Genomic DNA, 22,622 nt, shown 5'->3' on the forward strand with positions numbered 1-22,622 from the left:
ATAGCGCCACCTTTGAAGTTAGCTTTGCTCCCGTCAACGTTGGGCTAGCAAGCGCTTCGGTCGCTATCGTCAGCGATGATGCCAATGAAGGCACGTTGACCGTGAGCCTTGATGGCGAAGGAATTAGTACCTCTACGGTCCTCTACCGCGAAACCTTCCAAAACACCACCAATGATGATGGCCCAGAAGATAACCAATCCATTTCGCTCAGAAGTTGGGATATCCTGAAAAGCGATGCACTTCCGGTGGGGATCAATGCGGTAACTTCTGATGCTATCGGTGCACCGGTAGGATTGGACAACATCAACGCAGGGGATGTGGATCCAACGCCAGCCGACGGTTTCGGCTTAGGAGCAGCTTTTAGCGCCGGAAATAACCCCTACCTGGCTTTTACGGAAGAATTCCCGATTGATCTTTCTTCCATCGAAGTAACGGGTATTAATTGGTACCAAGGACACGCCAGTGGATCAGCCGAAACACGGGCAGCAATTAGGATTAACGGGCAGTGGTACGCCAGTGCCAGTGCCTTTACGAATACGGCGGTTGGATCGGTCAGTGGATTTGCGGCAAATGCAGAAGCGAAATCAATTCCTTATACGACCACTGCTGCTGATTGGGTAGAATTAACCGTAGATGGTACGGGCAATGTTTTAGCATTGGGAAGTACTCCGGCAACGGATTTACCAACCACCGGCACCATCGAAGCCTTTGGTTTGTATATGGAAATTCCGGGCAGCTCCGGTGGCTTTACCTTACGTTTCGATACTTATGAGGTGGAAGGTACCCTCATCAACGGTAGCTTCCCACCCGTGGTGATTAATCCCGGAGACCAAACTAACGCCGAAGGAGAAGCCATTAATTTGCAGCTTGCTATTACGGATCCGGACGATGCTACCTTTACGGTGACTGCCGGCGGACTACCCGCTAACCTTAGTATTGATAATACCGGCTTAGTTACCGGTAGCCTTGCGGCAGGAACTGCATCAGGTGGCCCGTTGAACGACGGCGTATACCCGGTAACAGTAAGCGTCAATGACGGTTCCAACCCAGACGTAACGGTTAATTTCAATTGGACGGTTACGCCCAATTTGTCGCCTACGATTACGAATCCAGGAGCGCAGGTGAATGATGAAGGCGATGCCGTTTCCTTACAAATTACACTGGGGCAAGACGATGGGCCTGGTCTTTCCGTTGCCGCCAATGGTTTACCCGCTTCTCTTTCCATCGATAATGCGGGGTTGATTAGTGGTACTATTGATGCCGGTGCTGCCACCGGAGGTCCGAACAGCGATGGCGTATACTCGGTGACTGTTACGGCTGACGATGGCTTGAACCCAGTTGTACAAGAAAGCTTTACCTGGACGATAAACGCCCCGGTTCCCATACTTTGTTCACCGATTGCATTTGACGATTGCAGTACTATACCCGTTGCTGTAGCCAGTAGTTTTTGTCTTGAATTTGATGGTTCAGATGGCGGGTTGGAAGACGGCAGTGCAGTAGGTACGGGCTTCACCATGGTGGCCGCCCCGGAAAACAATCTGGATCCGGCAATTCCTACATTTGCTAATGTACCCGGTTATGAACCCGATCGATTAAGCATTGCTAACGATCTACTGACGATTACCGCTTCCAAAGGAATATTCTTCAAAACCACGGGGGACAATGGTAATTCACAGGTTAATGGCTTAGGTGTCGGTTTTGACGCCGACCAGGCCCTACCGTTTGATATTACCACTAAACTGGTGAATCTTCCGGTACCCAATGGCGGAGCGAGCTTTCAACAAGGTGGAATCTGGTTTGGATTGGGCGAGTCTGAATACGTAAAGCTAGTGGCTTTGGTCAACAATACGAGTGGTTATAGATTGCAGTTAGCCTACGAGGTAGCGGATGATTTACCTTCCGGTAACGAGCAAAATGCTACTGGAAACATCCTGGCGATAGGTGCTGACGTCTGGTTGAAGATGACCATTGATCCGGTAGGGCTAACCGTAACGGGGGCATATAGCTCCGATGGTGTTAACTTCACTCCGATCGGTAGTTCCATCACGTTGAATCAGCAAATGATCGATGGGATTGCATTGCCCGATGCGAGTAGTAGTGTTACCTACGCGGGGCTACACGCCACTACCCGTAATGCCAATGCCGCCAATACTATGGATTTCAGTTTTGAAAGATTCTGCATCGAACCTGAGCTGATCCTGGCGATTGATCCGATCCAGGACATTACCCAAGATAATGATGCCAGCGTATGCGAGGCATCGGTAGATCTACCGGATGCCACTTTTACTAATGCCGTCGGTAACGTTTCGGTAGTGGCCACAGTTGATGGCAATCCAGTGAGTTTAGATGGAGAGCTTTTTCCAGTAGGCTCCACTGAAGTGACCTACACAGCTACGGATGACGGTACCAGTCAAACCGCCAGCTTGACCTTCAATGTGATCATCAGTGACGCTGAAGCACCTACCATTAGCTGCCCGGACAATATCGTGGTGGTGGTAGCCGAGGGAGTGACTGCAGAGGTGGTTACCTACGATGATCCAACCTTCTCTGATAACTGTACTAATCCAACACTTCAACAAACTTTAGGAGGTGCCAGTGGGTCTAGTTTCCCATTAGGTGTAACGACCAATACGTTCGAAGTATCGGACGGTACTAATACTGCTAACTGCTCATTTACCGTGACGCTGACGTCCAACTTGTCGCCAGTCCTTACCAATCCTGGTCCACAAACCAACGATGAAGGCGATGTCGTCTCCTTACAAATTGTTTTGGGACAAGACGACGGACCCGGCCTAACTGTATCGGCAAGCGGTCTACCTTCTTCGCTTTCTATGGATAATACCGGTTTGATCAGCGGTACGATCGACGTTGGTACCAGTAGTGGTGGTCCGAACAGCGATGGTATCTACCCGGTAACCGTTTCTGCTGATGACGGCTTGAATCCGGTGGTAGAGGTGAGCTTCAACTGGACGGTGAATCAACCAACCGCAGATTTGACGTTCAACGTCGAACTACAGGGGCGTAATCTGCCTACTCCGGACTATTCGGGTGAATATACCGTAGAACTATACGATCCTAACGATAACAGTGCTCCGCTATTTTCTTTCACCGAAACGGCCGGTACTGATGGGGTGATTACCCTGACTGACTTACCGACCGGATCCTACGGTGTACGGGTAGATCGTGCGCAATACCTTTCCAGGGTAATGCCGATGACCACCTTGACGGCTGGTGCTAATACCTTAGATTTTACTGTTGCTAACAGTAAGGAGCTCCGAGCAGGAGATGCGAATGAAGACAATGCCGTTTCTGCCCTGGACTTCTCCGTCATGGTAGTCACCTTTAATAAAGCTGTGGGGGATTCCGGATATAACGCTCAAGCAGACTTCAACGGTGATGGTCAGGTGGGAGCGCTGGATTTCTCTTTGCTGGCCTCCAACTTCAACGTTGATGGGGAAGAGCCAATGAATAACCCGTTCGCTGCCCCAACGTCAAGCTCAAAGTTACGTGAGGACGTCAAAGATTTCAATGGTCAATCTTCCAGCGCTATTCAACTTTGGTTGAACGCAGCAGAAAGACTTACTGTTGGTGAGGAAGTACTGCTAGACCTCATGGTATCCACTGGCGACCAACGAATTGATGCTACCCAGGCTTATCTAGCTTTTGACTCCGAATTGATCGAAGTACTGGAAGTGATTCCTTCGACGGCAGGATTCGAGATGAATTTGGTAAACGCCTACGATAATACCCAAGGCCAGGTATCGGTTGCCAGTGGTAGTCTGTCGGATTTCCCGCAAGGAGATATCCTGATCGCTCAGGTACGGATCAGAGCCAAACATTCAGGTAAAGTCAAAATAGGCTTCACGGCGCCTGCGCCCTTCAGGCCGGCGGTTACCTTTGGTGGCTTTGACCTTTTAAGCAACGCTAAACCGGTTGAGATTAGAATTGTCGATGCCAGCAGCGATCCCACTGAAGAGATCAGGCTCTATCCTAATCCAAGTTTGGGATTAACTACCCTGGAGATTCCGACCTCAATGGATCCGGTAAAGATGAGTTACCAGCTATTCGATAGTAAAGGCCGGGAAATGCGAAGCCAACTTATGGATGGGCGACACAAGCAGACCATTGACCTGAGCAATGCGCCCGCCGGTATTTATCTCGTGCGGATCGTTAACGGAACGGAAATATGGAATAAACGAATTGTTATTGAATAAACAAACAATGATTCAAGTAGGCGAGATTCGTCTCGCCTACTCAACCTATGAACAAACACAGGAAAATGAAAACACAACTCAATAGTTGGTTAATCATACCGCTTTTAATTGCTTTAGGATCGAACCCCAACAAATCGTTCAATAACTATTTTATTGAATTTGATCCAGTGGCTAAATTAATGGCAGATCCTTCTGTGCTTGGAGCAGCGGTTACCAGTGAAGTATTTAACGGTAACAATCTGAACGTTTCCATTTCTACCACACAAATCAATTTACCGAATGGTAGCCTGAATAACGGTACCGTCAATGAAAATACCGTAAAACTCTTCAATAACGCCACTAGCATTGAATTTCCTAATGTCAACGTCAATAGCACCGGTGGTGGAGACGCAATTACCCTCACCGCGCTCGGCCTGGATTTCAATACGACTTATCGTATGGAAATCTCTAATGCCGTAGAAGATATTTCCGGTGCAATGATGACACCTTTCGATTTTACTTTTACCACCACGATAGATGAAGGTAACGAAACCAGCGATGTTGAGTTTGAAAAGCTTACCGTTGCCACAGGTAATCAATATACCTGCGTGACGATCGGACCTGATGATAAACTGTACGGTTTGGTGAATGACGGGGGAATCCACCGCTGGGATATCAATTTGGATGGTACTTTAACGAATTTTCAGTCGATTACTAGTCTTAGTAACCGACTGGCCATCGACATCACTTTCGATCCTTCATCTACTGAGGGTAATTTAGTCGCCTGGGTAAGCCATACTTCTTTTGGGTTTTCCGGGCAATCGGACTGGGAGGGGAAGATTACCCGACTTAGTGGTCCGGATTTAGGAACCGTTCAGGATTACCTGATTAACTTGCCTCGCTCGGCTAAAGATCACGTGACCAACGGTATCGACTTTGGTCCCGATGGTGCCTTGTATTTTTTACAAGGAAGTAATTCGGCTATGGGGGCTGCAGATCAAACCTGGGGTTTTCGTCCAGAACGCTTACTTACCGCAGCCGTAATGCGAGTCGATGTCAATGCCATTACCAATCCTCCACTAGACGTCAAGACCGAAGACGGCGGAACTTATGATCCTTTTGCCACCGGCGCACCAGTGACCTTGTTTTCAACCGGCATTCGGAATGCTTACGACCTGGTCTGGCACAGCAATGGTCAATTATACGTCCCTACGAATGGGTCTGCTGCCGGTGGTAATACACCACAAACGCCCGGCTATCCTGGAGCTCCTAGTGGTGTTCCGCAGAGAATCGATGGACGGACGGATGGAGATCTGGTACCCGTTACTGCCATCAACGGGGTAGGTCAAACTCAAAATGATCAACTCTTCCGCGCCGTACAAGGTAGTTATCACGGTCATCCTAATCCAACCAGGGGCGAGTATGTCCTAAACGGCGGTAATCCTACCTCCAATACTGATCCGGTACAGGTAAACCAATATCCAGTAGGTACCCTTCCCGATCCGAATTGGCGAGGCTTTGCTTACAATTTTGTAAACAATAAATCACCCAACGGGGTCATCGAATACCAAAGTAATACCTTTGGCGGTGCCCTCAAAAATAAACTATTGGTGGTCCGCTATAGCGGTGGAGACGATATCATCGTCTTAACTCCAGGCGGAACCAACCTAGATATCATAGATGCACAGACGGGCATCACCGGATTTACGGGTTTAAGCAATCCGCTCGACCTGACCGAAAACACGAGTAATGGCCATATCTATATATCTGAATACGGTGCTAGCAGAATAGCGCTTTTACGCCCGCTGGGAACTGCTAATGCACCAGTTTTAGCCCTAAATAAAGAGGAAGTTATATTCAGCGGTTTTGTGAACCCTCCGGGTAGTTTGCCGGATGATGTACAAACCGTTGCCATTACGAACGATGGCGTAGACGATCTGCAAGTCAGCAGTTTGAATTTTTCCGGAGCGAATGCTGCGGATTTCACCTTGCTCTCTCCTCCAGGCCTGCCCCTCACCATCCTTACCGGACAAAGCGTGACCTTGTCAATCGAATTTGACCCCTCCCAAACGGGAGCGTTGCAGGCTTCACTTGATATCGGCAGTAATGACCTGAATAATCCAACCACTTCCTTACCTCTTTACGGGCTGGGTTCCCAGCAATTTGAAGGAAGTAATGAAGCACCCATGAGCGATATAATCGCCACCCTGGGATATAACATAAATATTGGATGGACCGGCTTAACGTCGAGCATCACCACTTTCCCGTTGGGCGATGAAATACTGGAATCAACTTTCCAAAAAGTTGGGTCCGGTCCGGTGGTAATGACGCCAGTGGCGCGTTATTCTCCGGCATTTTTACTTCCCTTTGGCTATTACGAGGACAACGATGATACTACTGCTCCTACCTTAGTAGAAGCGGGGGTACTGGCTTCTGGAATGGGAGGAAGTAATGATCCGAATCCAGAACACCAAACTTTATTCCCGGCATTAAATTCGGGAACGGGATTTTTTGATCCGGGGAGTACTGTATTTGGATTTTTCACCACCAGTCCTTCCCATACCGCTTATACTGAAGATGCGCTGAATGCCTTATTGCATCCGGGACAGGCCGCACACGCCGCACGTATTTATGCGCTCAACGACAGAGCTGGCGATCCGGTTCCAAACACCTATTTAGTAGGCTTTGAAGAAGCCTCGAATGGTGATTACCAGGATTATGTATTCATCATCAGCAATATTATTCCGGCTTCTCAATCACAAAACGCTCCGGTGGTGAACATTACTTCCCCGGCAAATAATACTGCAGTTGTCGAAGGGAATGCGGTCAATTTTACCGCTACCGCCAATGATACGGAAGACGGAGATCTTTCGGCTGCTTTAAGCTGGGAATCCAGTATTGATGGTACTCTAGGTTCGGGCGCGGCTATTTCGGCAACTCTTACCGTAGGAACACACACCATAACGGCTACGGCCACGGATACCGATACGCAAAGCGGTTCAGATCAGATTACGATAGTGGTAAACCCCGTACAAGCAGGTGATATTCTTTATCGGGAAACCTTCTGGAATGAAGATGCTAGCAATGACATCAACCTCAGTATAAGAGGTTGGAACATGTACAAAAACGGGGGAGTGGACGTGAGTGCCTCCAAAGAAGTCGCCTCCAAAGGCATCGGAAAACCAACGGGACTCCAAAACATCAATGCCGGCGATGTGGATCCCACCCCCGCCGATGGACGCGGTCTGGCAGCAGGATTTGACGGCGCTTCCCAGTACTTTGCTTTTACAGAAGAATTATCGATCGATCTGGCTAATACGACCATTTCCCAAATTTCCTGGTATCTGGGGAACAGTGCTTCCGGCACCCAAAACCGCGTAGCCGTCAGGATTGGTTCGCAATGGTATGTATCTACCACCACCTTAACCATGACCGGGATCGGTTCGGCTACTAATTTCCCCAACGCAACGGGAGGTGCTGAACTCAAAACCTTCCCCTTCTCTACGGCAGCGGCCAGTTGGGCTACCCTGGACTTTGCGGTAGGATCAACCCTGGCCGTGGGGGCAACCGCCTCTGCGGATTTGAGTGGAAACATTACTGCTTTTGGTCTATACTCCCAAAATTCCGGAGGATTTACCTTTCGGTTTGACACTTACCAGATTAACGGAGAAAGCTCAGGTGGCGGAAATAATTCGCCGGTAGTGGCCAACCTGATCCCTGATCAGGTCGCAACGGTTGACGAAGCCTTCAGTTTCCAATTTGCTAGCGATGCCTTTAACGATCCGGATCCTGGTGATGTATTGACTTATAGTGCAGTAGAGCAAGGCCAAGCTGGCCTTCCGAACTGGTTGAGTTTTGACGATGCTACCCGGACCTTTACTGGCACGCCCCCAACGGCTAACGTTGTTTACCCCATTGAAGTAAGGGCAATGGATAATAGTAATGCCTTCGTAACAGATGTCTTTGATATTGGAGTTATTACGAATTTGGAAACCTGTAGTCCCATATCTACGGAAGATTGTAGCACTATTCCTGTCAATGTGTCGGCCGGTTATTGCCTCGAATTTGATGCTGCTGCTGGTGGATTTGTCGACAACAACGGTACCGGTACCGGATTCACCATGGTTTCAGCCCCATCTGCCAACATCGATCCCGTTATGCCAAGCAACCCGGCAGTACCTGGCTATGAGCCCGGCAAATTGGATATTAGCGGAGGCAACCTCACCATAACGGCTACGAAGGGTATTTTTTTCAAGACCGGTAATGGAGGAAATTCTCAGGTTAACGGTCTTGGGGTAGGTTTCAATGCTGACCTCGGTCAAGCATATGATATTACGACCAAATTAGTCGATCTGCCCGCTGTAGCTGGAGGAACCAACTTCCAACAGGCCGGACTTTGGTTCGGATTGAATGAAGCAAATTATGTTAAACTCGTAGTGATCGTCAATTCGGTCAATGGCTATGAATTGCAATTGTCTCACGAGGTAGCCGACGATGTAACTGGTCCTAATCAGCAAGATGTAGTCGGAGATGTCATTCCGATCGGTGGCGATGTGGTACTGAAAATGACCATTGATCCGGCGGCAAATACCGTTACTGGTTTTTATAGCCTGGATGATGGCAATTCATTCACCCCGATTGGTGCGTCTATTACCTTAACCACCAACATGATCCTTGGACAATTATTATCGGATGGCAGTACTGGTCCCATAACCTTTGCCGGTTTACATGCTTCTAGTCGCAACGCGGCTGCTTCAGCAATGATGGACTTTTCTTTTGATTATTTCTGTATCAATGAGCAGACTAGCCCGGCTACGAGTTTAACCATTAACGCAGCATTACAAGGACGCAGTGACTACAGCGGTAACTATGAAGTCGGCTTGTACCCTTCTGGTCAAACCACACCGGTGTACAGCAATACGGAAATGGTGGGCGCTACGGGGGAAATGACTCTTACTGGTTTAACTCCGGGGACCTACGTGCTGGCGGTAAAACATGTCCAGTACCTGCGGGTGGTAGAGACCGTAACCATTAATGCCGGATCAAATATAGTTGACGTAGGTAGCCTTTTAGCCGGTGATGGAAATAACGATAATCAGGTATCCGCGATAGATTTCTCTATTCTGGCCGGTACTTACAACTTACAAGAAGGCGATGCTGGCTATAATCCCAATGCGGATTATAACGGAAATACGCTAGTGAATGCGCTAGACTTCTCACTTCTGGTAACCAATTTCAATGTACAAGGAGAACAAGCACCCAATGAACAATAAACGAATATTCAACACTTTTAAATCCGAACAGGTGAACAACTTACATTTCATATTCCAACGACCTTTTTCTTTATTTACTGGAAGTACGTTAGGCACTTTACTGCTGCTGCTCTTTTGTTGTCTTCCTTTGAGTAAGGCAATGAGTCAGGTCGATTTTGTCAATTCGCCTACCTCGGTGACGGTGGACCCCGTTGTCAACAATACATTTACGGTGACCATTGCGGTGGAATCCGGTACCAACCAGACGGTTGATTTAGTAGAAATCCATTTGGATTTTGATCCTAGTCTGCTACAGGTGCAAAATTTGACGCCACTTGTTTCAGGCTTTAACGGACTGCTGCCGAGTACGTTGGGGCTGAGTGCTAGTAATTCCAACGGAACGATCGATTATGTTGGGGCCACTACTTCGAATTTTCCAGTAGCAAATTTTGATTTCCTAGAAATCGAGTTTCAAACTATAGGCACAGGGAATACTTCGATCGATTATAGTTTTAATTTCCCTAGGGAATCAATTATTACTTTCGATGCAAGTAATGTTTTGGGGAACACTAATAATATTTCCGTTCAAATTTTAAGTGCAGATAACACCCCGCCGGTCATCACCTTAGCGGGAAACAATTCCCTTGACCTTACTGTCGGGGACACCTACACCGACCCTGGATTTAGTGCCTCCGATGATGTTGACGGCAATTTGACCTCCGCCGTTGTAGTGGGTGGAGATGTGGTCAATACCTCCGTCGTCGGTACTTATATTGTAACTTANAATGTCTCTGATGCCGCCGGTAATGACGCCGAAGAAAAACTGAGAACAGTAAATGTTTCCGCCGCAGCGGACGTGACCCCACCAGTCATCACCTTAGNGGGAAATAGTACGCTAAACCTAGTTGTCGGGGACACCTACACCGACCCTGGATTTAGTGCCTCCGATGATGTTGACGGCAATTTGACCTCCGCCGTTNTAGTGGGTGGAGATGTGGTCAATACCTCCGTCGTCGGTACTTATATTGTAACTTANAATGTCTCTGATGCCGCCGGTAATGACGCCGAAGAAAAACTGAGAACAGTAAATGTTTCCGCCGCAGCGGACGTGACCCCACCAGTCATCACCTTAGCGGGAAATAGTACGCTTAACCTAGTTGTCGGGGACACCTACACCGACCCTGGATTTAGTGCCTCCGATGATGTTGACGGCAATTTGACCTCGGCTGTTATAGTAGGTGGCGATGTCGTCAATACCTCCGTCGTCGGTACTTATATTGTAACTTACAATGTCTCTGATGCCGCCGGCAATGCAGCCAGCGAGATGAGAACGATTAATGTAGCCGCCGCACCAGACGTGACCCCACCGGTCATCACCTTATTCGGAGACGATCCTCTTAACCTAATTGTCGGGGACACCTACACCGACCCTGGGTTTAGTGCCTCGGATGATGTTGACGGCAATTTGACCTCCGCCGTTATAGTAGGTGGCGATGTCGTCAACACCAACGTTGGCGGTACGTACAATGTAACTTACAATGTTTCCGATGCCGCTGGCAATAGTGCTACCGAAGTGACCCGGGAGGTCATCGTCAGTGCCGTGGGCAATACGGATGTAATCTTTGTTGTCAATCCGGCGATGGCTAATCAAATTAACGGTCAAACTTTTTCAGTCACCGTTGAAGTACAAGCAAACAGTCAGCAATTGGACCTGGCTGAAATTCACATGTCTTTTGATCCGGCCACCTTGCAGGTCCTTAGCTTAACACCTCAGGCAACCGGCGTTTTCCCGTCTTCACTAATTCCACCAACGTTTAACAATACGGCCGGAACCATTGATTATGCTGGTTCCACCACCGGCCCTAATTTTCCGTTTGGAACGTTTGACCTGCTTACGATTGAATTTGAGGCAGTAGGTGTCGGGTCAACCAATCTGATCTTTACCGATCCGAGCGGCGCCGCATCAACGATTGCCACCAACGGTGGAATTAACGTACTAACCGGTACTGTAGGTGGTCAGGTTGACGTAGCAGCGGATGTGACCCCACCTATCATCATTTTATTGGGTGATGACCCGCTCGATCTCACGGTCGGCGACACTTATACTGATCCCGGGGCTACCGCCTCCGATAACGTCGATGGTGACCTGACCGGTGCCATTATCGTAGGGGGTAATGTCGTAAACACCAGTGCAGCTGGTACTTACGTAGTCACTTACAATGTGATGGACGTAGCTAATAACGCGGCGGCAGAAGTTACCCGTACGGTAAATGTACTGGCGCCTAATACCGCACCCATCGTTGTGATTGATGCCCCAATTAATGGCTCCACCGTGAGCCGGGGTACCAATATCACCCTGTCGGGAACTGTAACGGATGCCCAGGAAAGCGGCCTGGCGGCAGACCTGCAATGGTCCTCCGGTGATGTTCAATTTTCTACGGACCCTATTGATGGAGTTGGTAATAATATAACTGGTCAGTTTGTAACCCCCGGCTCACAAACCCTAACTGCCTCGGTAACTGACGAGGGTGGGCTGTCTGGTTCCGACCAGGTCACGGTTACGGTGTCCGGCCCTGAGGTAACTATTACAGCACCTGCAGAAAATGCGGTACTGACATCGACCGATGTAACGCTACAATGGACAGCTACGAACGTGCTGTACGGTCTCACGGAACACTTCCATATTTTTGTTAATCCGCCGGACCTCAATAATATTAATACCGATACCCGGATATCAACTGCGTCCGCAATTGGGCAGACTTTCTGGGATTTAACTGCGCTGGATGGAATTATTGAAGGTTCGAATACAATTGTTATTCGGGCTGCTAATCAGTTCCACGATGAATTCACCAATCCGGAAGCCCAGGATATTGTCAATTTCACCGTTAACTTACCGGATGTAACGCCGCCAGTCATCACACTGAACGGAGCCACTACAATTAGCTTAACCCTTGGTCAGGCCTATACCGAATTAGGCGCAACGGCTACGGATAATGTTGACGGTGACTTGACCTCAAGCATTGCTATCGACGCTTCTTCATTGGATGTCAATACGGTCGGTTCCTACCAAGTCACCTACAATGTTACCGACGCTGCTAATAATATGGCTGTGGAAGTGATCAGAACGGTCAACGTCTCTTCTCCGCTCGAGTTACCCGATCCCTGTGACAATACCCTTTACCGCATTAATGTGGGCGGAACAGCGACGGCTTCCGCAGATGCTACTCCACTGGGCTGGAGCCAAGATATCGGCGCTTTCGGTAATGCCGGAAACTCGGAATTCTTAACCGCCAATTCAACTGGAGGCAGTACTTACAGCGGTAATTCCGGATCCGCTCATCCTGGGGCCATCATCATGACTGATCCCTCGGTACCCACTTCCGCACCGGCGGCAATTTTTAATACGGAACGATATGACGCCACTTCAGATCCGGAAATGAAATGGGAGTTTCCGGTTGCATCAGGTACTGAAGTTCAGGTGACTTTATTATTCGCCGAACTCTTCGGTTCTATCGATCAGGCAGGAGAACGTGTGTTCGATGTAGAAATCGAAGGGGTAGTGCTGCCCGCTTTCGATAATATCGACCCCTTCGCCATCGCTGGCGCCAAGGGTGCTTTTACCCGCTCCGCAACTATCACGGTAACTGACGGTGTCCTGGATATCGAATTTATCCACATTACGGAAAATCCTGCCCTGAAAGGAATACAGATATGTGACCTATCTAATCCGGTAGATGATACGCCGCCAGTAATCGCTTTAATCGGAGATAACCCGCTCGAACTCATGGTTGACGACACTTACGCCGACCCTGGGTTTACTGCCTCCGATGACATTGATGGCGACCTGACCGCATCCGTTGTAGTTGGTGGCGATGCTGTCAACACTGCCGTTGCTGGCTCTTATAGCGTGACATACAACGTTTCTGATGCTGCTGGCAATCCAGCCACCGAAGTAGTGAGAACGGTTAATGTAACTGCTATAGCTGACGTGACCCCACCGGTCATCACCTTGTCAGGAGACAACCCCCTGAACCTGAATGTCGGGGATACTTATATCGAACCAAATGCAACTGCTCTTGATAATGTAGATGGCGACATTTCCGGCAGTATCGTCATAAATGCTAGTGCGGTCAACACTGCTGTTGCCGGTATTTATGGCGTGACATACAATGTTTCTGATGCTGCTGGCAATCCAGCTACCCCAGTAACCCGACAGGTCATCGTCAATGCAGTTGGTAATTCAGATGTTTTCTTCGTTATCAATCCGGCAACGGTCAATCAAATTGACGGACTAACTTTTTCTCTCACCGTTGAAGTGCAAGCTAATAATCAGCCCATAGACCTTGCTGAAGTTCACTTGTCTTTTGATCCGACCATCGTGCAGGTCCTTAGTTTAGCACCTCAGGCAACCGGCGTTTTCCCCGCTTCGCTAATCTCACCAACGTTTGACAATACGGCCGGTACCATTGATTATGCTGGTTCCACCACTGGTCCTACTTTCCCATCCGGAACTTTTGATCTGCTCACTATTGAATTTCAGGCAGTCGGTGTCGGGTCATCCAATTTGGGCTTTATCGACCCGAGCGGTCCCCCGTCAACGATTGCTACTCGTAGCGGAGGAAACGTATTAACCGGTACTGTAGATGGTCAGATCAATATTACCGCCGGAGCCGACCTTATCCCACCCGTCATCACTTTATTAGGTAACAACCCACTCAATTTAGCGGTCGGTGATACTTACACCGACCCTGGGTTTACTGCCTCCGATAACGTTGACGGCGACCTGACCACAGCCGTCATAGTTGGTGGCGATGCTGTTAACACCGCTATTGCCGGTACTTACAATGTGACTTACAATGTCTCTGATGCCGCCGGTAATCCAGCTACTGAAGCAGTAAGAACGGTTAATGTATCCGCCGTAGCCGACGTTACCCCACCGGTTATCACCTTATTAGGAGATAACCCTCTGAATCTAAATGTTGGGGATTCCTACAACGAACCAAATGCTACCGCATTTGATAATGTAGATGGCGACATTTCCGGCAGCATCGCCATCAATGCTACTGCGGTCAACACCGCCGTTGCTGGCACTTACCCTGTGACTTACAATGTCTCTGATGCCGCTGGCAATCCAGCTACCCAAGTGACCCGGCAGGTCATCGTCAACGACTTGGTCAGCACCGATGTGTTCTTCGTTGTCAATCCGGCGGCGGTAAGCCAAATCAACGGACAAACCTTTTCGGTCACCGTTGAAGTACAGGCGAACAGCCAGCCCTTAGACCTCGCTGAAATTCACTTGAGTTTTAATCCGGCCATCGTGCAGGTCCTTAGTTTAACCCCTCAGGCAACCGGCGTTTTCCCGTCTTCGCTAATCTCACCAGTGTTTGACAATACGGCTGGTACCATTGATTATGCTGGTTCCACCACCGGCCCTACTTTCCCATCCGGAACTTTTGACCTGCTCACGATTGAATTTGAGGCAATGGGTGTAGGTTTATCAAATTTGAACTTTGTCGATCCGGTGGGGCCTCCATCCACGATTGCTACCCGCAGTGGTAGCAACGTATTAACCGGTACCGTAGGTGGTCAGATTACGGTAACCGCCGCAGCCGACTTGACCCCACCGGTTATCACTTTAATTGGTGACAACCCACTCGACTTAACGGTCGGCGACACTTATACCGACCCTGGGTTTACTGCCTCCGATGACGTGGACGGTGACCTGACCGCAGCTGTTATTGTGGGTGGAGATGTCGTGAATACCAGTATAGCTGGTACTTACGTGGTTACATACAATGTGATGGATGCTGCCAATAATTCGGCAGTAGAAGTTACCCGGACCGTAAATGTAAACACGCTTGATTTACCCTGTGCTTACGTTGCCATCGATCCCAGTGGTAATAGCCTACTTACGGGAAGTACGTTCTCCAACGGATTGATCATTACCAATAATTCACAGGGGAACTCCCAAATTACTTCGGTTAGCTTTGACCTCAGTACCGCCATCTATCCTAATATGGTTTTCGACCCGGTAGGAACGGCTGGCGATGCCACCGCTAAATGTTTGACCATTACTAGTCAGTCAGGCGGTGACGGTAGTGTAGGGTTGACTATTCCTGGTAATGGCGGCACAGGAGCCGACCAAGACTGTACCACTCCCTTTGTGGGAGAAACAGAAGTAGGCAATGGTGGCTATTATGTCTTGAATGTAAATTTCAATGACTTCGAACCAGGGGAGACCATCAATTTTGCCATTGATATTGATCCTACCAATATTGAAGGGTTCAATAGTGCTGGTAATGCCGGTGCAATTTCAGGTTTGGAATTGATCGGCACTACGGTAACCGTCGAATTTTCAGACGGGCAAACGGCTACCAGTGAATTGTACCGCGTGCAACCTAGTAGTCAGGACGGAGCCGAAAACTACTTTTACCCAGGAAGCGAATCTATCGCTCCCGGCCTTTCGGTGCTTGGAGCCGTTGGTGCGGCTAATGTGCCGGGCTTTCTTGATGCTACCGTTGGAGGAGAAGATCAAATCGTACAAATCAGCGGTACTCCGGGTGATGCCGTCTCCCTGTTGATTCTCGAAAGTACAATTGAAGATGTTGGCCCCGGAATTATTCCTGGCCCGTTTGAAGCCAACAAAGTGCAAGTTGTTCAAGAGCTCGACGCCGTTATTGGCGCTGGGGGTACCGTGGATATTCCCGTTACGCTGGCGGACAATGCCAGTGGAGAAATTTACCACTTGGTTGCGGTCAGTGCCAGAACTAATGGTGGTATTTGCGGCATCGGTACTTCCAATACTTCGGAGGTTTGGCGCTTAAAAGTAGATCCTGTATTTGGTGATCCCAATGTGCTGATCGAGATTTTACCTGGTGCCGGGCTCAATGCTTCTACTTTTGGAGGCAACAGTAGCTTCCAAATAACCAACCAATCCACGGGTAACCTGCAGGTCACTGGTGTAACGTTTGATCTTTCTACGGGTATCCTGCCGGATATGGTTTTTGACCCCACCGGCTCAGGTGGCGATGCCACCGCCCAGTGTTTCACTGCCGGTGGTACTGCGGCAGATGTTGGCCTGATCGCTCCGGTCGACCCCTGTGCGGACTTGTTTTTTGCCCCACGCAATGGTGGTTTTGATGCGCTGAGTACCAATTTTACTGATTTTAATCCAGGGGAGACTTTCACCTTTGCAGTAGACGTCGATCCAAATAGTATCCAAGGTGTGCCAGGTGCTGGCAATGCTGGTGCTGTTTCGGGCTATGAATTGGTGGGCGCAACCGTCACCGTTACCTTTAACGATGGGTCAACCATTGTAAGCAGCTTGTATGAAGATGGCAGCCTGGGTGGTAGCCAGGCAGTAGTAACCGCAGATGTACCATCAGCCCCGGCTATTGGTATAGTAGGTCTCAACACGTTACCGGCGACTGTGTCAGATCTGAATCAAACTGTCACGGTCTCGGGTACGCCTGGTGACCACGTTTCTCTGCTGGTAATGGATTCGCGTTTGTACATCGCCTCGGGCATTCCGCCATTTGGTGTCTCGGATGATACTTACTACGCCAACGAAGCCATGTCTGGTCAGGCCTTGTATACAGGTATCATAGGAGCTGGCGGAACAGTAAATATTCCTGTAACACTACTTGTTACGCCAAGTGGAGACGCTACACCTAGTGGAGGCTTGAACCAGTTCATTGCCGTGACTTCCTCTGGCCCCTATGCAGTAGATCAGCCAGTCAGTAATACCTCCAACGTAATTACCTTGCTTTACGATCCCAATGCCGGTGTTCCCGATCTGACAATTTCGGTCACCCGCCAGGGCATGCCCGAACATAGTGGTGATTATACGGTCAAATTGTACCAGATAAACGCTGCCACACCAGACTACGATCTGATCGGCACGGCGGATGCCTCCGGAGAGATCATTCTTGATGGTATTGCCCCTGGTACTTACGAAATGGCCATTAAATACCCTAACTGCCTCCAGAAGGTTATTCCTATTATTATCACAGGTAGTGGAGACGCCTACAACGTAGGCGAGTTGAGGACCGGAGATGTCAATGACAATAACCAAGTCAATATCCTCGACTTTTCTGCCCTGGTGACTTCTTTCGGTTTAGAAGTTGGTAATGTTGGATACAACGCCGAGGCTAATCTCAACGGCGATAACATTGTGAATATCCTGGACTTCTCGCTGTTGGTAACCAACTTCAATGTATTTGGAGAACTACCCAGTGGACTTCTTCCCTAAACCCCCTGTTTTTATACGCTCCGGGCGATAAAAGCAACAGGCTTTTTTTTAAAAAAAAACAACACAAAATAGACTTATAATGATTAATAATTTTTCCGCTTCACAACTGACCCCTTTTGTCAGGAAGCTTACGTCCCTTACGGGGAGGCTGCTGTTCGTAGCTTTATTCTTTTTATCAGGCTACCAGGGAGTTGTTGGGCAGGATTTAATTATCACTCCGGCTAATACTTCGGTTACGGATCCCTTACCGGCTAACTTTACGCTGACGGTTGAAGTTTCAGAAAGTCCTGTAGCCATTGATGCAGCTACCTTAAGGCTTTCATTTGATCCTGCAGTATTGCAGGCCGTCAGTGTTACTCCCCTCTCTGGATTTTTTCCAATCGTACCTCCAACCATTGACAATACTGCTGGAAGTATAGTCTACAACGTTGGGCTGTTTTTTGGAGCTCCTAGTGGTAGCTTCGGCCTTGCAGCAGTTAACTTCCAGGCTATCGCTGAAGGAAATACCAACGTTGATTTTGTAAGAACGGGTTCTTTTCCCACGATTATTGCCAGCGCTGGAATCGACGTCTTGCAAAATACTACAGGCGCTAATGTCGTCATCGGTACCGCCAATGTGCCGCCTGCCATTAGTATCACTTCACCTGAGAACGGCGATTCCTTCGTCACCGGCGATGATGTGACCATCACGGCGAGTGCATCTGATTCCGACGGTACGGTCAGCAGTGTAGAATTTTTCGACGGCACAGTCAGTCTTGGGACCGATGAGAGCGCTCCCTTTGAGGTTGTCCTTACCGGTATCACGTCTGGTAGCCACCAGCTGACGGCGGTAGCTACGGACAATGAAGGGGGAGAGGGAACTTCGGCCATCGTAACCATTAGCGCCAATACCGGGTTAGCGGATGTGGCGTTGATCCCATCCTCCACTTCGGTTACTGGTATCGGTACAACCTTTACCGTACTGGTGGAGGTTCAGCCGGACGACGGTCAGCCGGTAAATGGCGCAACCTTGAATATAAATTTTGACCCCAGTTTAATTGAAGTAAGTGGATTTACGGTGCCGAATAATCCTTTTAATCTGACGATAACCGGGCCTTCCGAAAATAATGGTACGATAACCTACGATGGTGGGTCTACGCCTCCCTTCCCAACCAACAATTTTGAAGTGTTCACCATCGAATTCACTACGTTGGCCTTTGGTACCGCTAACCTGACTTTCCAAGGTGTGAATATTCTTGCCTATGCCGGTGACGATATTACCCGACTTAGTCAAGGCACTAGTATAGTCATCAGTTCACCAGTTTTACCCGTGGAACTAATCTCTTTCACCGGTAACAAGGTGGATAAGCGCAACGTGCTGGAATGGACCGCTGCCAGTGAGGAAGCTTTTAGCCATTACGAGCTGGAACGGTCGTCGGACGATGCTCCTGAATGGGAGTTATTGGGCGCGGTCGCAGGTGCAGGGGAAGTTGAACAAGCACAAACTTATACCTACAGCGATGATGGCCCCCCCAACTCCGCCTACTACCGCCTTCGGATGGTAGATCTTGACGATGATTTCGCCTATAGCAATATTGTACACCTGAAGCGTGGAACTGAGACCGGTGAATTAGTCGTTTACCCTAACCCCAATGATGGCCAGTTTGTCGTTGAGGTTCCAACCGAAGAGTCGGCAGTTATGACGCTATTTGATCTCAACGGAAAGATCGTCTGGAAGCGCAAAGTTTCTACCGATGCAGGTTCCGTGATCCAGTTTGGAAGTGCATCGGACGATATGTCCGTCGCAAAACTCCCAAGCGGAGTATACCTTCTCTCCGCCAAAACCGTTTCTAACTTCTGGACGAAGCGAATCGTCGTCCGCTAAAATTTGGTCTTATGGCAAGTCCTTCGCCGTTCCCTCTATTCTACATTGGTAACAATTAGCTTTGTGGAAAACCTTGCCCTACGGCTACTGACGAATATGCTTACAAGGTTGGAGACTTCAGCACTGCCCGAACAATTGTCGTGCTGCTTTAATCCACCAGATTGAGCTTAAAGAAGAAGCCCTGCTGCTCCTGGATGGAGTGGCGGGGCTTTTCATTGCACCTGCGCCTGGTCGCCCAAAAGAAACTAAAAGGAAGCTTTCCTTCAGCCTTACCGCAGCTTTCGTTGAATCTTTTGGCAGGGATAAATATCAGTGGAGAAAGTGTATTGTTTGATTAGCAGTGGTTAAAAGGAGCAAAATGGTCCACTACATTACCTATACAAGTACTCATTTGTGGCTAAACTGATTCTAGATGCCTGTTCGTTTAAAGTGGGTTACTTGCTCGTTTTGCTAAGCTTTTGGCTGGCAAAGTAGGAGCTTTTGCCGATTATTAAGATGAAGTTGCTCCTTGTTCTGGGATAACGACGATTAAATCTGACGATGTATGCTATTTGTATGGGTACTTTCCTCTCCTAAGCAAAGGTAAAGAGTGTAGCTTTGGTCAACAGAGGACACTTTAAGTTCAGCTGAACCTACTGGTAGCATACCTACAAGAACTGGTTGAACAATTGAAGTTATCCTATACTGCAGAGAGACAACATTGTGCGGTAATTTAGCAGGTGTTTCGTTTAGCCTACGATGCTTAGGGCAAATGAAAATATAGTCGACATGAAATTTTTTATTTTCGAAGCCATACGCAAGTCTATTTTGCGACAAGCACCTTTTGCGAAAGCCAGAGATTTAAAGGTGTTGGCTGTTGGGCTAATGCCCTCATTGAGCACCGTAGTTTTTCTATTTTCGGTCTTTTTTTGTTTATTCTTTCCACTTTCGGGGATTGCTCAAAGGACCATAATTCTAACCGAAAATGAGGGCGACGCGCTGATTAGTCCAGACAGAAAAGCATTTGGAGGCCCTTACAGTCAAGGTTACAGCCATGATTTTAATCTAGGTACAAGTGTTAGTGGTTGCGAGCGCATTGTTTCTGTTCAAGTACAAATAACCGATATAGTTTATACGTCAAATATTCCGGCTGGATGTAGCGCGGGGGACCTTTACTACAATCTCTATTATGGCTGTAATCCTGCTACAACTTCAGGCGGCACTTGCCCAGAGACAAATGTTATCGATGCTTTTAATCGACCTCCACCCAGCTTTCCGTATAACCGTACTTTTCCTCGTACGGCTGCCAACGATTTCGACTTCGGCGGTAATTTAAGTGTTGACGTCGTGCCAGTTTTTAGTACTGGCTGCCAGGGTGGTAATGGTAGCAATGCCATCAATCTAGGCTATGTAGCCTACACCTATAATGTAACCATAACAATCGTGACAGAATTAGCTAATTGCACGAGCACGATGGGCGTAACGACGACCGCTCAATCATGCGATGATGGCGACCCTTGCACGGTTAATGATATGGAGACTGTTTTAGATTGTGACAATACCATCATCTGCATTCCATGCGCTGGTACAGCTCCTGCAACCTGCACAGACGTAGTTTCCATTTCTTGTGATGATGGTGATCCTTGTACTGTTAACGACATGGAGACGGTGGAGAATTGCGACAACNCAGTTGTTTGTATTCCCTGTGCCGGTACAGCTCCGGCAGCCTGTACAGANGTNNTTCTTATCGCCTGTGATGACGGTGANCCTTGTACTGNTAACGACATGGANACGGTGGAGAATTGNGACAACNCNNTTGTTTGTATTCCCTGTGCCGGTACAGCTCCGGCAGCCTGTACAGACGTAGTTCTTATCGCCTGTGATGACGGTGACCCTTGTACTGATAACGACATGGAAACGGTGGAGAATTGTGACAATACCATCGTCTGTATTCCATGTGCCGGTACAGCTCCGGCATCTTGTACTGACGTAGTTACACTGCCCTGCGACGATGGTGATCCGTGTACAGAATTCGACGAAGTAACGGTAGAGAATTGTGACAATACTATCATATGTATCCCCTGTGAAGGTATCCCAATGGATTGCGCTTCAGGGATCATAAGTGTAGTTCCCTGTGATGATGGTAACCCCAACACCATCAATGACGAACAGACTATCCTTGATTGTGACGGGACAGTATGTGTCCCCTGTATGGGGACGCCCGTCGATTGTTCTAACGGGGCTACTATTGTCGTGGCCTGTAACGATGGAAATCCCTGTACCGATGGAGATGTTGAGACCATTCTGGACGCTGATGGTACTGTTTGTATTCCTTGTGCCGGTATCCCTCAGGACTGTGCCACTGGTACTACCAGCATCGTAAATTGTGACGATGGAAATCCTGCTACGATCAATGATGTGCGAACTATTCTCGATTGTGATGGCTCGGTTTGTATTCCCTGTATGGGGACCATCGATTGTTCCAGTGGTGCGACCTCCGTTCTCCCTTGCGATGACGGCGATCCTTGTACCAACGGAGATGTTCAGACTGTCCTTGACGCTGATGGCACTATTTGTGTGCCTTGCGCGGGCGTCACACAGGACTGTGCTACTGGAACAACCAGTGTAGTTTCTTGTGATGATGGAGATCCTTCTACGATTAATGACGTACGAACCATTCTTGACTGTGATGGCTCGGTTTGTATTCCCTGTATGGGGACCATCGATTGTTCCAGTGGTGCGACCTCCATTCTTCCTTGCGATGACGGAGACCCTTGTACTAATGGAGATGTTCAGACTGTCCTTGACGCTGATGGGACTATTTGTGTGCCCTGTGCAGGTGTCGTACAGGATTGCGCCACNGGAACGACCAGTGTAGTTACCTGCGATGATGGTAACCCCTTCACCATTAACGATGAACAAACCATTCTGGATTGTAATGGCTCAGTTTGTGTTCCTTGTATGGGGACGCCAGTAGATTGCTCTAATGGAACGACTACCGTCTTGCCTTGCGACGACGGAGATGCCTGCACCGACGGAGACGTCCAGACTGTCCTTGACGCTGATGGCACCATTTGTGTGCC

4 protein-coding genes are annotated in these 22,622 nt (G+C 48.7%); all 4 read left to right on the plus strand.

Annotation, left to right across the window (positions count from 1 at the left end; all coding sequences use genetic code 11):
- A partial coding sequence (locus B036_RS30755) for a putative Ig domain-containing protein (protein WP_044103680.1) occupies positions 1 to 4,214 on the plus strand: 4,214 nt, incomplete at its 5' end.
- Positions 4,215 to 4,279: 65 nt separating this feature from the next.
- Positions 4,280 to 9,466 (plus strand): putative Ig domain-containing protein, encoded by a 5,187-nt coding sequence (locus B036_RS32575; protein WP_020571199.1) that lies wholly within the window; start codon positions 4,280 to 4,282, stop codon positions 9,464 to 9,466.
- Positions 9,467 to 9,605: 139 nt separating this feature from the next.
- Complete coding sequence (locus B036_RS0123510) at positions 9,606 to 17,696, plus strand: immunoglobulin-like domain-containing protein (protein WP_020571200.1); 8,091 nt, start codon at positions 9,606 to 9,608, stop codon at positions 17,694 to 17,696.
- Between the two features lie 79 nt (positions 17,697 to 17,775).
- Entirely contained in the window at positions 17,776 to 19,560 is a 1,785-nt protein-coding gene (locus B036_RS0123515; protein WP_020571201.1) for an Ig-like domain-containing protein, read from the plus strand.
- Positions 19,561 to 22,622 lie beyond the last annotated feature (3,062 nt).

The sequence above is a fragment of the Neolewinella persica DSM 23188 genome (assembly GCF_000373105.1).
Taxonomy (GTDB): Bacteria; Bacteroidota; Bacteroidia; order Chitinophagales; family Saprospiraceae; genus Neolewinella; species Neolewinella persica.